This is a genomic window from Pseudoduganella sp. jia 9, from assembly GCF_055502615.1.
Genome location: NZ_JBUPWE010000010.1, coordinates 101,036 through 114,732 on the forward strand (window position 1 = coordinate 101,036; position 13,697 = coordinate 114,732).

Annotated in this window: 11 protein-coding genes and 1 pseudogene; 9 read left to right on the top strand and 3 right to left on the bottom strand. The window is 65.8% G+C overall.

What is annotated here, in order from left to right:
• Positions 1–26: 26 nt before the first annotated feature.
• The 3 genes from ACY34H_RS14435 to ACY34H_RS14445 all read right to left on the bottom strand — a co-directional run bounded on the left by ACY34H_RS14435 (position 27) and on the right by ACY34H_RS14445 (position 6,371).
• A complete protein-coding gene (locus ACY34H_RS14435; protein WP_464978175.1) occupies positions 27–605 on the bottom strand; it encodes a gamma-glutamylcyclotransferase in 579 nt (192 codons plus the stop codon).
• Between the two features lie 119 nt (positions 606–724).
• Positions 725–2,443 (bottom strand): diguanylate cyclase, encoded by a 1,719-nt coding sequence (locus tag ACY34H_RS14440; RefSeq protein WP_464978176.1) that lies wholly within the window; start codon positions 2,441–2,443, stop codon positions 725–727.
• Between the two features lie 139 nt (positions 2,444–2,582).
• Positions 2,583–6,371: an ATP-binding protein gene (locus tag ACY34H_RS14445; RefSeq protein ID WP_464978177.1), complete on the bottom strand. Its 3,789-nt coding sequence runs from the start codon at positions 6,369–6,371 to the stop codon at positions 2,583–2,585.
• 179 nt (positions 6,372–6,550) lie between these two features.
• On the opposite strand from ACY34H_RS14445, the pseudogene ACY34H_RS14450 reads away from it, so the two are divergent.
• The 9 genes and pseudogenes from ACY34H_RS14450 to fdx all read left to right on the top strand — a co-directional run bounded on the left by ACY34H_RS14450 (position 6,551) and on the right by fdx (position 13,697).
• A pseudogene (locus ACY34H_RS14450) lies at positions 6,551–6,951 on the top strand (hypothetical protein).
• Positions 6,952–7,123: 172 nt separating this feature from the next.
• Positions 7,124–7,894: a uracil-DNA glycosylase family protein gene (locus tag ACY34H_RS14455; protein ID WP_464978178.1), complete on the top strand. Its 771-nt coding sequence runs from the start codon at positions 7,124–7,126 to the stop codon at positions 7,892–7,894.
• Between the two features lie 274 nt (positions 7,895–8,168).
• Positions 8,169–8,651 carry a Fe-S cluster assembly transcriptional regulator IscR gene (gene iscR / locus ACY34H_RS14460; RefSeq protein WP_137313982.1) on the top strand — a complete coding sequence of 161 codons (483 nt, stop codon included), beginning with the start codon at positions 8,169–8,171 and terminating at the stop codon, positions 8,649–8,651.
• A gap of 54 nt (positions 8,652–8,705) precedes the next feature.
• Entirely contained in the window at positions 8,706–9,971 is a 1,266-nt protein-coding gene (locus ACY34H_RS14465; RefSeq protein WP_464978179.1) for an IscS subfamily cysteine desulfurase, read from the top strand.
• 35 nt (positions 9,972–10,006) lie between these two features.
• Positions 10,007–10,390, top strand: coding sequence for a Fe-S cluster assembly scaffold IscU (iscU, locus tag ACY34H_RS14470; protein ID WP_130188275.1), 384 nt, complete (start codon positions 10,007–10,009; stop codon positions 10,388–10,390).
• Positions 10,391–10,445: 55 nt separating this feature from the next.
• A complete protein-coding gene (iscA, locus tag ACY34H_RS14475) occupies positions 10,446–10,769 on the top strand; it encodes an iron-sulfur cluster assembly protein IscA (RefSeq protein WP_131144662.1) in 324 nt (107 codons plus the stop codon).
• A 21-nt stretch (positions 10,770–10,790) separates the two neighbouring features.
• Complete coding sequence (hscB, locus tag ACY34H_RS14480; protein WP_464978180.1) at positions 10,791–11,306, top strand: Fe-S protein assembly co-chaperone HscB; 516 nt, start codon at positions 10,791–10,793, stop codon at positions 11,304–11,306.
• 66 nt (positions 11,307–11,372) lie between these two features.
• Positions 11,373–13,253: a Fe-S protein assembly chaperone HscA gene (gene hscA / locus ACY34H_RS14485; RefSeq protein ID WP_464978181.1), complete on the top strand. Its 1,881-nt coding sequence runs from the start codon at positions 11,373–11,375 to the stop codon at positions 13,251–13,253.
• Between the two features lie 102 nt (positions 13,254–13,355).
• Positions 13,356–13,697: an ISC system 2Fe-2S type ferredoxin gene (gene fdx / locus ACY34H_RS14490; protein WP_130188279.1), complete on the top strand. Its 342-nt coding sequence runs from the start codon at positions 13,356–13,358 to the stop codon at positions 13,695–13,697.

Consider the following 13,697-nt stretch of genomic DNA (forward strand, 5'->3'; position numbering starts at 1 on the left):
TCCGGGCGAGCGCTGCCGGCCCGGCTTCAGCGGCCGAGGCCGGCCAGGTGGCGCTCGATCGCAAACACATGCTCATCCTCGTGCCCCATGTCGCGCAGCGCATGTGCCAGGTGCACGAGGTATTCCGCGTTCGGCCCGCTGGGGCCGCGCGCACCGGCAATGTGCTGCGCGATCTCCCATTCCGAAGCCTCGCCCAGGTAAGCGGCATTGTCGTGCCGGGCAATGTAGACAAGGCCCTTTTCGCTGCCCCCGCCATCGAAACGGATCTCGGTCGGCAGCCGCAGGTAGCCGTTCTTTTCCCGGTGGTCGAGGTGCACGAATTCTTCCGGCGTGACCAGGTAAGCCATGCCTTGGCAGACGGCGTTTTCCTGCGGCACGAGCGTCACCACGCGGCCCGGTGCGTCCGGCGTGCCGCGGTGGTCGTGCGAGCCTTGCCAGAAGCGGCGCACCCAGCCGGCAATGGAGGCCGGCCGCCGTTCGATGAACGGGAAATCGGCCTTCCAGATCAGCGAACCGTAGCCGAACAGCCACACGCTGTGGCGGCCGTCGAAGTGATTCATCGCGAGGTCCATCGCGCGGTTGATCTCGATGGTGTTGTGCGGCATGGTCGGCAAATGGAAACGTTGGACGGGCAATTATAGGGCGGATGACAGGCGCGGATTTTGCGGCGGCCTTTTCCTGGCAGAGGCGGGGGCAGAGGCAGAGGCTGCGGCTACGTCCAAAGCTACGGCTGCAGGCCGGACAGGCCAGGCCCCTGGAACCGTACCACGCGATCGCGGCCTTCCTCCTTGGCGCGGTACAGCGCCTGGTCGGCACGCATCAGCAGCGTCGACGGCGTGTCGCCAGGAACCGCCGAGGCAACGCCGATACTGATCGTCAGCGTCACTTCGCTGCCGTCTTCGGCATGCAGGCGAAGCGCGGCCGCCGCGATGCGCAGGCGCTCCGCCGCCACGGCGGCAACCGCTTCCTCGGTCTCCGGCATCAGGACCACGAATTCCTCGCCACCGAAGCGCGCCGCGGTGTCGATCGTGCGCAGCGATCCGGCCAGCAGCTGCGCCACCGCGACGATCGCCTTGTCGCCGGTATCGTGGCCGAAGGTATCGTTGATGCGCTTGAAGAAATCGATGTCCACCATCAGCACCGAGACCGGGTGGCCGAAACGCCGAGCACGAACCAGTTCGGCGTCGATCTGCTCGGTCATCTTGCGGCGATTGGCGATGCCGGTCAGCGGATCGGTCGTGGCCAACTGTTCCAGCTGCGTGTTCGCGGTGCGCAATTCGAGCGTGCGCCGCTGCACGCGCTCTTCCAGGTGATCGCGCTCGTCGTTCAGCGCGGCCAGCGTACGGCGGCGCTCGCGCAGTGCCGCCACCAGCGCCGTGATCAGCGCGCCCTGCAACACGATCAGCGTGATGCCGGAAACGATCTGCCAGCGATAGCGTTCCCAAACGCTGTCCGGCCGGTTCAGCAGCTTGGCATCGGCCGGCAGGTCGCGCAGGCCGAAACGGCTGACCGTGGGCGCATCGAACACATAGCGCTGCAGCGCGATATCGTCGGTGCGTGCGCCGACCAGGATGCGGGCGATCACGCGTCCGATGCCTTCGCCGCTGAGGACGTAGCCCCCCACCATGCCGGGCAGTACCAGCGAATCCAGGTGCGTAAACACCGGCACGGGGCTGGCGGCGGCGATGCGGTGCGCCATGTCATGCGGATCGAGGCGGCCCGCCTTGTCGTTCAGGCCGGCAGCCAGCAACAGCAGGGCGCTGTGCCGGTCCAGCGTCGCCAGCTTGCCTGCCACCCGGTCGAAATCCTCCTCGGTCCAGTACTCGAACGTCATCTTGCCGGCGTGGCGGGCGGCCGCGACGCGGATCGCGGCGACCCAGCGCTGTACCCGCTCGCTGCTGTCGCCGATCACGACGAGGTGCCGAACGTCCGGCGCCGTGCGCGCCACGATACCGACCGCGCGGTCGAAATCGGGATGCACGGCGATTGGTGTACCGTCCCGCGGCTGCCAGCCCGAGTGGCCGAAATTCACGTAGAAACGCCGCGCTCCGGGGAACAGGTCGGGATGCTCGCCCAGGAACGTGGCGGCCACCTGGCCTTCGGTCACCACCACGTCGAATTTCACCCTGGCATACTTGCTGCGCAGGTAAGGCGCCATGCCGGCCGTCGCGGCATCGGCACCGACACGGATCGCGTCCAGTCGTTCCTCGTGGATGACCGGCATCGTGGCGTCGCCGCGCTTGCCCAGTTCGTCGTACATCCCGTCGTGCAGCAGCCGCTGCCAGTTCGACATGGTATCTGGGCCCAGCGAATACAGGACCAGCACCCGTCGCTCGCCCGGGGCTGCATGCGCCGGCAGCAGGACCAGCGCCAGCGCCAGCCAGCAGCCGGCCATCAGCCGGTAAAGCCAGCAGGGGAGCGCGAGGGGCAGCTTGAAGTGCATCGGGAGGCGGAAGCGGGAACGGACGGATTGCGGACAGGTCGGCGCGAGGCATTACACGGAAAAAGTGTAACACGGTCGAATCGATAAAATTCCTTTGAAGAAAGTCTAGATATCTTTTTGCAACAATGCGACGGCACGACTACGGCACCTGGACTTCATCTTCCACCAGCGCCTGCAGCTCGCGCGCGTTGACCGGCTTGACCAGGTGCGCGGTAAAGCCGGCGGCGGCGGCGCGGCGCGGATCGGCTTCCTGGCCATAGGCGGCCAGCGCGATCAGCCGGGTGTCGCACAGGTGCGGCCGGCGGCGCAGTTCGGCCGCCAGCTCATAGCCGTCCATGCCCGGCAGCCCGATGTCGAGGATGGCCAGGTCAGGCGCCAGGCTGTCGGCCAGACGCAGCGCCGTGGCGGGATCGGACACGGCATGCACCTCGTGGCCGCGCAGTTCGAGCATGGCGCGCAGCCCATCCAGCACGTTCGGATTGTCGTCCACCAGCATGATCCGGCTGCGCCCGGCCGGCATGTCGCCGCCGGCCGCCACGGGCTTCATCGCGAAAGGTGACTGCGCGACCGGGGTACTATCCACCGCACCGGGTGCCAGCGGCATGCGCACCTCGAACACGCTGCCCCGGCCGGCACCGGCGCTGCTGGCGGTGACAGTGCCGCCGTGCAGCGAGACGATGCTCTTGACGATCGCCAGGCCCAGGCCGAGGCCGCCGCGCGAGCGGTCCAGCGCCTGGCGCTCCTGGACGAACTTGTCGAACAGTTGCGGCAGCATCTCGGGCGAGATGCCGATGCCGTTGTCGGTTACGCGGATCACCACGTCGTTCTCCACGCGCCGCGCTTCGAGGCCGATGTCGCCGCCATCGCCGGTGTACTTGGCGGCGTTCGTCAGCAGGTTCGACAACACCTGCACGAAGCGCACGGCGTCGGCATCCACCGTCAACCCGGCCGCCGGCACATCGAGGCGCAGCCGGTGCCGCCGTTCTTCCAGCAGCGGGCTGACCGTTTCCACCGCCTGCGTCACCAGTGTCCCCAATGCGATCCGTTCGCGCCGCAGTTCGAACTTGCCCTGGGCAATGCGGGCCACGTCGAGCAGGTCGTCCACCAGGCGCACCAGGTGGCGCGCCTGCCGCTCGATCACCGCATGTTCCCTGTCGAGCGTGCCGATGCCTTTCAGCCGCATCAGTTCCAGCGCCACCAGGATCGGCGACAGCGGATTGCGCAGCTCGTGGCCCAGCATTGCCAGGAATTCGTCCTTGGCGCGGTTCGCCACCTCGGCGTCGCTGCGTGCCCGCACGAGCGCCGTCACGTCGAATGCCACGATGGCGACGCGGTCCACCTGTCCGGCAGTGTTGCGGATCGGCTGATGCACGTAGTCGAAGAAGCATTCCTCGGGCTCCGCGCCGGGCTGGCGCTGCAGCGCCACACGGCGCGCCCGGCCCACCGCCGGCTCGCCGCTGGCCAGCACGTGCTCCAGTTCCTCGAACAGGCTCAGGTCGGATACTTCCGCCAGCGCCTGCCGGAATGGCGTACCCTGCACGTCGCGTCCGCCGATCAGCCCGGCGTAGCGCTCGTTCACCAGCTCGTAGACGAGATTCGTGCCGCGCAGGATCGCGATCGCCGCGGGCGCCTGCATGAACACCTCGGCCATGCGCTCGGCATGCGCACGCTCCACCTGGCGGATGCGGTAGCGGATCAACTGCGATTCGACACGCGTGAGCAGCTCGCGCGCCGAAAACGGCTTGACGAGATAATCGTCGGCGCCGGCATTCAGTCCTTCGATACGCGCTTCCTCGCCGGCGCGTGCCGACAGCAGCATCACCGGCAAGTCGTGCAGCGCGTCGTCCGCCCGCACGGCGGCGATCAGGCCGAAGCCATCGAGTTCCGGCATCATCACGTCGGAAACGATCAGGTCCGGACGCTCGCGCCTGGCCGCTTCCAGCGCCTCCCGGCCGTTCGCCACCGTCGTCACGCGCCAGCGCTGCCGCAGCAGGCGCTCCAGGTAGCCGCGCATGTCGGCGTTATCGTCCGCCACCAGCACGTGGGCGCCATGGGCCAGCAGCGTGCGATCGTCTTCCTCGTCGCCGGCCTGCCGCGGCAGCCAGCGCCGCGCCTCGGTCGTATAGGCCTGCAGCGTGGCGGCCGAAGCGGTGCCGTCGGCGCGGCCGGCCAGGCGCTCTTCCGGCAGGTGCGCGTGGCCCAGCGGCAAAGTCACGGTAAAGCAGGTGCCGTTGCCGGGCTCGCTGCGGACGGTAATCGCACCATGATGCAGGTCCACCAGGTCGCGCACCAGCGCCAGGCCGATGCCGGACCCTTCGTGCGAACGCGAGCGCGCCCCCTCGACGCGCTGGAAGCGCTCGAAGATCTTGTCAAGGTGGTGCTCGGAAATCCCCACGCCGCTATCCTGCACGGTCAGCACCGCGTGGCCCTCCTGCTGCCGCAGGGCGACCGCGATGCGGCCCTCGAACGTGAACTTGAACGCGTTCGACAGCAGGTTCAGCACGATTTTTTCCCACATGGCCGTGTCCACCCAGACCGGTGCCGGCAAGGGCTCGCAGTGCACGTCCAGCGCCAGGCCGGCGCTCTCGACGATCGAGCGGAAGCCGCTGGCCAGGTCGCCCGTCAGCGCCGCCAGGTCCACCTCGGCATACGAAGCATGCATGCGGCCGGCCTGCACGCGCGAAAAATCGAGCAGCGTGTTGACCAGTTTTTGCAGCCGCAGCGCGTTGTCGTGCGCCAGTTCCAGGCGCTGGCGCTGCGCCGGCGGCAGCGGCGCTGTGCCGTCCTCCAGCGCATCCTCCACCGGAGCCAGCATCAGCGTCAGCGGCGTGCGGAATTCATGGCTCACATTGGCGAAGAACGCGGTCTTGGCGCGGTCCAGCTCGGCCAGCGCATCGGCGCGGCGGCGCTGCTCCTCGGCCGCGGTGGCATTCTGCAGCGCCGCCGCGACCTGCCCGGCCAGCAGGCCGAAAAAGGTCCGGTGCTCGGCATCGAGCGGCCGCGCCGGGTTGACGCCCGCGATCAGCACGCCGGCTGCCCGCGTGCGCCCCGGGATCGCCAGCGGCAGCGCGAGCGCCTGCGTGACGGGCTGCCCGGCAACGCCGGCCGGCAGTCCTGCCACGCCGCCAAGCGGCACCAGCACGGCGCTGCCGGCCGCGCAAACCTCGGCAATGGGCCAAGGCGCGGCGGCATCGTCGAGCGCAATGGCGGTGGGCGTGACGCGCTCGGACGGTGGCAGGTGCACCGCCTGCCGGAGCAGCGCGGTGCCGGATTCCTCGTCCACCAGGTAGAGCAGGGCGAACGGCATGTCGAGCGGATTCCGGCCGATGGTCGCCATGGCCGTCGCGCAGGCGCGCGTGACGCTGTCTTCGCCGGCGGCCGCGGCCAGCGCCGACAGCGTGGCCAGCCGGCGTGTGTTCAGATTGCTGGCGGTAACGTCCGTGGAGGGGCAGAACAGGCCGCCGACGCCGCCCGACTCGTCGACGATCGGGCTGTACGAGAACGAATACCACGTCTCTTCCAGGTAGCTGCCGCGGTTCATGTACAGCTGGACATTGGCGACGAACGTGGCTTCGGCCTGCCGGAACACCTTGTCGGCCAGCGGCCCGCAGAAGTCCCAGATTTCCGCCCACACCCGGGCCGCTGGCAGGCCCAGCGCCCACGGGTGCTTGGCGCGGCTGAGGACTTCCACATAGGCATCGTTGTACAGGAAGGTCGCTTCCGGGCCCCAGCCGATCCAGATCGGATGGCTCGAGTTCAGCATCAGGCTGACGGTGGTGCGCAGGCTCTGCGGCCAGGCATCCAGGGGGCCGAGCGGCGTGGTCGACCAGTCGTGTGCGGCGATCAGGCCCGCCATCTCCCCGGGGGCGGCAAGAAAGCCCAGGTGGGCTGGAACGACGGGCTGCGCCGGCTTCTCATGGTCCGTCAAGGCGCTCTCCGTCATGAAGTTTGCAAAAAAGGTCGCAATGTTGATAAATGTCTACTGTACGGTAAGCTGACACACTAGTCGCGCACGATAGAACGCCGTGGCATGTTGTGTCGCCTGGCGTGCACAAATTGACAGCACCAATCGTGCGCAGGATACTTTCGCGGCCATCCCCTCATGCCATGACGCCCCCATTCCCGATCCGCAAGGAGTGCCCGCCCGGTGCTTGCGACTGCAAGCGCGAGCTGCTGGAGAACGATCCGCAGGCGGACATGCGCGTGCTGCGCCTGACGCGCGACGAAGAGAAGCGCCTGATCGAGCGACTGGAATCGATCGCCAGCTACGCCGAGCTGGTGCGCGTTGGCCAGCGGCTGCAGGAGCAGCTGGGCGTCACGTTGACGATCGCGCCGGGCCGAACGAGGTGCGCACCGTGCGCGGCTTCGCCATCGAGCTGGTACCGTGTCCCGGCCTGTGCCGCAAGACCCGTCAAGCCGTACCGGCCGCGATCCGGCGTTGCCTCGACGCCCGCCCCGAGATCGCCTTTGCGATCCTCGACGCGCACGACCTGCTGGGACGGCCATGAATCCACGATAAGGTACCGGCCAAACAAATAGGGACGGACCCAAACAAATAGGGACCGACCCTGTTTTTGGGGCAACAATAAATAGGGACAGACCCTGTTTTTGGGGCAACATCTGGCCTGGAAGGAGGTGTTCCTTACGGTAGAATCCCGCCCTTTGCCTCTTCGCCAGCGCATGACCATTCCCTCGCACTTCCTCGCCGCCCTCGACAGGGCAGATCCTTCGTGGCATCCGGTATTGATCAAGGGCCTGGAGGCCATCGCCGCCGCGGATCCTGCCTATCTGCCGGCCCTGGCCGACGACAGCTACCTGCCCACCGGGCAGCGCCTGTTCGCCGCTTTCGCGCTGCCGCTGGAGCAGGTGCGCTACGTGCTGGTGGGCGAGGGCCCGTATCCGCGGGCGGAAAGCGCCACCGGCGTCTGTTTCATGGATGGCGCCGTCGACAGCCTGTGGTCGGATCTTGCCGATGGCGGCCTGTCGAAGCGCGTCAACCGTGCCACGTCGCTGCGCAACTTCATGAAGATGCTGCTGGTGGCAGACGGGCAACTGCACGAATCCGATACCGCCGGCACCGCATTGGCTGCGTGCGCCGTGCGCGCCCGGAGCGGGGCCGCGATCGGCACGTTGGCCGAGCTGCAGCAGCGGCTGACGGACCACGGCTTCCTGCTGCTGAACGCTTCGCTGGTGTTCCGGCCGCACGTGGCGCCGGTCAAGGACGCCAAGGCGTGGCTGCCGTTCTTTGCCACCGTGATCGACGCCCTCGCAGCGCGCGAGGAGCAGCCCAGGTTGGTGTTATGGGGAAAGATTGCCGAACAATTCAACAAGTTGCCGGCCGTGCGGGCAATGCCGCAGGCGGTGGCGGAGCACCCATATAACCTGTCGTTCATCGCCAACAGGGAGATGCACGCGCTGTTCGGCCCGCTGCGATTGTTGCATCGCCGCTAATTTTCGGTGGCAGCCCTGGCGGTTCGGGGAAGATTGCCTACGAGGCGCTGCATCGGCATCGAAGCTACGCCCGGCAAGGATTTTTGGAAGCTGTTATACTTGACTAAATCGTTCAAGTAATCAGGTTTTGTTTGCGGGTCCGCAAGGTGTTTTCGAAAGAGCCCTTATCGCGACGGAAACCTGGCAGATGAAGCACGAGATTTTACCTTAGTTCAATACCGAGTTGGAAACCTGCCGGATTGCGTTGTTCCCGGCGGCATTTATTCGAGGTCGTATGCGTCTGACTACCAAAGGCCGCTTTGCCGTGACGGCGATGATCGACCTGGCAATGCGCCAGGGCAAAGGTCCCGTCACGCTCTCTGGCATCAGCCAGCGGCAAGCCATTTCGCTGTCCTACCTGGAGCAGTTGTTCGGCAAGCTGCGCCGGCACGAGATCGTCGAATCGATCCGCGGTCCCGGCGGCGGCTACAGCCTGGCCCGCCGTGCCGACAAGGTAACGGTGGCCGACATCATCATCGCCGTCGACGAACCGCTGGATGCCACCCAGTGCGGCGGCAAGGAAAATTGCCATGGCGCGGACCACGCCAGCGGCGCACGCTGCATGACCCACGAACTGTGGACCACGCTGAACGAAAAGATGGTCGATTACCTCGACTCGGTCTCGCTGCAGGACCTGGTCGACCAGCAAAAACAGAAGAACGCCGAGCAGAACGTGGTGGTCATGCACCGCAATGAACACGCCGCCCTGGCAAAGTAAGCACTCAGCTGTCCCAGAATACCCACATACGCCGCAAAGCACTGGAGTGAAAAGATGAACGCCCCTGAAAAAAACGTCCCCAAGGTTGCCCCGGTCGATTTCAAGACCGCGCCGCACTTCCCGATCTACATGGACTATTCGGCCACCACGCCGATCGACCCGCGGGTGGCGGACAAGATGATTCCCTACCTGCGCGAGCAGTTCGGCAACCCGGCCTCGCGCAGCCACATGTACGGCTGGACGGCCGAGGCGGCCGTGGAAGAGGCGCGCGGCCACGTGGCGGCGCTGATCAATGCCGATCCGCGCGAGATCATCTGGACTTCCGGTGCCACCGAAAGCAACAACCTGGCGATCAAGGGCGCGGCGCAGTTCTACAAGACCAAGGGCAAGCACATCATCACGGTGAAGACCGAGCACAAGGCCGTGCTGGACACCGTGCGTGAACTGGAGCGCCAGGGCTTCGAAGCGACGTACCTGGACCCGCAGGACAACGGCCTGATCACCGTCGAGCAGCTGGCCGCGGCCGTACGCCCGGACACGATCCTGGTCTCCGTCATGCTGGTCAACAACGAGATCGGCGTGATCCAGCCGGTCGGCGAGATCGCCGCCTTCTGCCGCGGCAAGGGCATCATTTTCCACTGCGACGCCGCGCAGGCGACCGGCAAGCTGGCCATCGACGTGCAGGCGCTGAAAGTGGACCTGATGACGTTTACCGCGCATAAAACCTACGGCCCGAAAGGCATCGGCGCGCTGTACGTGTGCCGCAAGCCGCGCGTGCGCCTGGAAGCGCAGATGCACGGCGGCGGCCACGAGCGCGGCCTGCGTTCGGGCACGCTGCCGGTGCACCAGATCGTCGGCATGGGCGAAGCATTCCGCCTGGCCAAGGTCGAGATGGATGAAGAGATCGCCCGCATCAAGGCGCTGCGCGACCGCCTGGCCAAGGGCCTGCAGGAGATCGAAGAGGTTTACATCAACGGCGATATGGACCACCGCGTACCGCACAACCTGAACGTGTCGTTCAACTATGTGGAAGGCGAGTCGCTGATCATGGCCGTGAAGGACCTGGCCGTGTCGTCCGGTTCGGCCTGTACTTCGGCCAGCCTGGAGCCGTCCTACGTGCTGCGCGCGCTGGGCCGCAGCGACGAACTGGCGCACAGCTCGATCCGCTTCACGATCGGCCGTTTCACGACCGAGCAGGACATCGACTTCGCCATCGAACTGATGAAGTCGAAGGTGGGCAAGCTGCGCGAACTGTCGCCGCTGTGGGATATGTTCAAGGAAGGGATCGACATCAGCTCGATCCAGTGGGCCGCTCACTAAGCTGGCCGTCATAACGAATCATTAGGAGCAATATCATGGCTTACTCGGAACAAGTACTCGATCACTACGAAAACCCGCGCAACGTGGGCGCCTTTGAAAAGGGCGATGACACCGTCGGCACCGGCATGGTCGGCGCGCCGGCCTGCGGCGACGTGATGAAACTGCAGATCAAGGTCGGCGCCAACGGCCTGATCGAAGACGCGAAATTCAAGACCTACGGCTGCGGCTCGGCCATTGCTTCCAGCTCGCTGGTGACCGAATGGGTCAAGGGCAAGACGCTGGACGAAGCACTGGCCATCAAGAACACGCAGATCGCCGAGGAACTGGCGCTGCCGCCGGTGAAGATCCACTGCTCGATCCTGGCGGAAGACGCCATCAAGGCGGCAGTGAGCGACTACAAGGCCAAGCACTCGGCCTGAGTTTGAATGCAAGAACGGAATCCGCGGCGCGGGTTCCGGTGAAGGAGGAATTCGCATGGCAGTCACCCTGACCGAAAAGGCAGCAAAGCACATCTCCCGCTACATCGAACGGCGCGGCAAAGGCGTCGGCCTGCGCTTCGGCGTGCGTACGACGGGCTGCTCGGGGCTGGCGTACAAGCTGGAATACGTCGATGAAGTGGCGCCGGAAGACTCGGTGTTCGAATCGCACGGCGTGAAGGTATTCGTCGATCCGAAAAGCATGCCGTACATTGATGGCACGGAGCTCGACTTCGCGCGTGAAGGCCTCAACGAGGGCTTCAAGTTCAACAATCCAAACGAAAAAGACGCCTGCGGTTGCGGCGAAAGCTTCCGCGTCTGACGCATTGATATTACTTTCACCGTGCAGAATCACTTCGAGCTTTTCCACCTGCCGCGGCAGTTCGCCATCGATGCCGGCGCGCTGGACGCCGCCTACCGCGAAGTCCAGGGCCGCGTGCACCCCGACAAATTCGTCAACGCCACGGACGCTGAAAAGCGCGTCGCGATGCAGTGGGCCACGCGGGCCAACGAAGCCTACCAGACGCTGAAGAACCCGCAGCGGCGCGCGCAGTACCTGTGCGAGCTGCATGGCGTCGACCTGCAGGTCGAGTCGAACACGGCGATGCCGATGGCCTTCCTGATGCAGCAGATGGAATGGCGCGAGGAACTGGCCGAGGCGCGCGCCACGCGCAATGCCGGTTTGCTGGACCAGCTGGACGGCCAGTTGCGCAGCGCCCGCAAGGGCCAGTTGAAGGACATCGAGACGCAGCTGGACGCGGGCGACTACCACGCCGCGGCACAAGGCGTGCGCGCACTGATGTTCCTGGAAAAATTCGGCGAAGAAGTCCGCTTTGCCTTCGACGCGCTCGACGCATAGGCGACTTCACCACGCGCCGCGACGGATCTACCCCGGCGGCAGGCACACAACAACAACAGGTTTCACATGGCTCTTCTGCAAATTTCCGAACCCGGCATGTCCACCGCCCCGCACCAGCATCGCCTGGCGGTCGGCATCGACCTGGGCACGACGAACTCGCTGGTCGCCACCGTGCGCTCGTCCATTCCCGAGGTGCTGAACGACGAGGACGGCCGGCCGCTGCTGCCGTCCGTCGTGCGCTATCTGCCGAACGGCCACGCCAACATCGGCTACAAGGCACTGGCGGCGCAGACCACCGATCCGAAGAACACGATCGTCTCCGTCAAGCGTTTCATGGGCCGCGGCCTGAAGGACATCGCCTACGCCGAGAACCTGCCGTATGACTTCGTCGATGCGCCCGGTATGGTGCAGCTGAAGACCGTGGCGGGCGTGAAGAGCCCGGTCGAGACGTCGGCACAGATCCTGGCCACGCTGCGCCAGCGCGCCGAGGATGCGCTGGGCGACGACCTGGTGGGCGCCGTGATTACCGTGCCCGCCTATTTCGACGATGCGCAGCGCCAGGCCACCAAGGATGCGGCCCAGCTGGCCGGCCTGAACGTGCTGCGCCTGCTGTCCGAGCCCACCGCCGCGGCCATCGCCTACGGTCTCGACAACGCCTCCGAGGGCCTGTTCGCCGTCTATGACCTGGGCGGCGGCACGTTCGACATCTCGATCCTGAAACTGTCGAAAGGCGTGTTCGAAGTGCTGGCCACCGGCGGCGATTCCGCGCTGGGCGGCGACGATTTCGACCACCGCCTGTTCTGCTGGATCCATGCGCAGGAAAAGCTGGCACCGCTGAACGAGCAGGACACCGCGGTGCTGATGGTGAAGGCGCGCGAGGCCAAGGAACTGCTGTCGACCAAGAACGAAGTGCTGGTCGATGCCAGCCTGTCGTCCGGCGAGAACGTACACCAGATCATCACTGCCGAAACGTTCAACGAGATCACCAAACACCTGGTCGGCAAGACGATCAACGCCGTCAAGAAGGCGCTGCGCGATGCCAACGTGGATGCCGACGATATCGACGGCGTGGTCATGGTGGGCGGCGCTACGCGCATGCCGCACGTGCAGCGCGCCGTGGGCGAGTTCTTCCACACGATCCCGCATGCCAACATCGATCCGGACAAGGTGGTGGCGCTGGGCGCTGCCATCCAGGCCAACCTGCTGGCCGGTAACCGCGCCGCAGGCGATGACTGGCTGCTGCTGGACGTGATTCCGCTGTCGCTCGGCATCGAGACGATGGGCGGCCTGGTGGAGAAGATCATCCCGCGCAATTCGACGATTCCGTGCGCCCGGGCGCAAGAGTTCACGACATTCAAGGATGGCCAGACCGCGCTGGCGGTGCACGTGCTGCAGGGCGAGCGCGAGCTGGTATCCGATTGCCGTTCGCTGGCGCGCTTCGAGCTGCGCGGCATTCCGCCGATGGCGGCCGGCGCGGCACGCATCCGCATCACCTACCAGGTCGATGCCGACGGCCTGCTGTCCGTCTCGGCGCGTGAATTGCGCTCCAACGTCGAGGCATCGATCACCGTCAAGCCGTCGTATGGCCTGGGCGACGACGATGTCGCGCGCATGCTGCAGGAATCGTACACGTCGGCCGACAGCGACATGAAGGCGCGCGCGCTGCGCGAAGAGCAGGTCGAGGCCGAGCGCATCCTGCTGGCGACCCAGTCGGCGCTGGATGAAGACGCGGCCTTGCTGACCGCCGAAGAACGGGTAGTGGTCGATGCGCTGATGCAAAAAACTCGCGAGATCCTGGCGCAGTCGGTCGCGGGCGCGGTCGACCACCTGGCTGTGAAAGCCGCCGTCGAGGAACTGGCGCACGGCACCGAGGAATTCGCCTCGCGCCGGATGGACCGCAGCGTGCGCAGCGCGCTGGCCGGCAAGTCGCTGGACCAGGTCGCGTAACCCAGGCACATAATCCAGCCACATCGTCCAGCCACATCGTCCAGCCACATCGTCCAGCCACATCGTCCACCGCGTCATCTACAAATATTACAGAGGTAGCAAGTGCCACAAATCGTCATCCTGCCCCATGCCAAGCTGTGCCCCGAAGGCGCCGTCATCGAGACGGAAGCGGGCAAATCCGTCTGCGACGTCCTGCTGGACAACGACATCCACATCGAGCACGCCTGCGAAAAATCGTGCGCCTGCACCACCTGCCACGTGATCGTGCGCGAGGGTTTCGATTCGCTCAACGAAGCCACCGAGACGGAAGAAGACCTGCTCGACAAGGCTTGGGGCCTGGAAGCGCAGTCGCGCCTGTCGTGCCAGTCGATCGTGGCGGACGAGGACCTGGTCATCGAAATCCCGAAATACACCATCAACCATGCCAGCGAAGGCTCGCACTGA

Excerpts from the sequence above, each read along its gene's own strand:
- ACY34H_RS14435 (WP_464978175.1), bottom strand. The coding sequence starts at position 605 with ATGCCGCACAACACCATCGAGATCAACCGCGCGATGGACCTCGCGATG.
- ACY34H_RS14455 (WP_464978178.1), top strand. The coding sequence starts at position 7,124 with ATGACCATTCCCTCGCACTTCCTCGCCGCCCTCGACAGGGCAGATCCT.
- iscR (WP_137313982.1), top strand. The coding sequence starts at position 8,169 with ATGCGTCTGACTACCAAAGGCCGCTTTGCCGTGACGGCGATGATCGAC.
- iscU (WP_130188275.1), top strand. The coding sequence starts at position 10,007 with ATGGCTTACTCGGAACAAGTACTCGATCACTACGAAAACCCGCGCAAC.
- iscA (WP_131144662.1), top strand. The coding sequence starts at position 10,446 with ATGGCAGTCACCCTGACCGAAAAGGCAGCAAAGCACATCTCCCGCTAC.
- ACY34H_RS14465 (WP_464978179.1), top strand. The coding sequence starts at position 8,706 with ATGAACGCCCCTGAAAAAAACGTCCCCAAGGTTGCCCCGGTCGATTTC.
- hscA (WP_464978181.1), top strand. The coding sequence starts at position 11,373 with ATGGCTCTTCTGCAAATTTCCGAACCCGGCATGTCCACCGCCCCGCAC.
- ACY34H_RS14440 (WP_464978176.1), bottom strand. The coding sequence starts at position 2,443 with ATGCACTTCAAGCTGCCCCTCGCGCTCCCCTGCTGGCTTTACCGGCTG.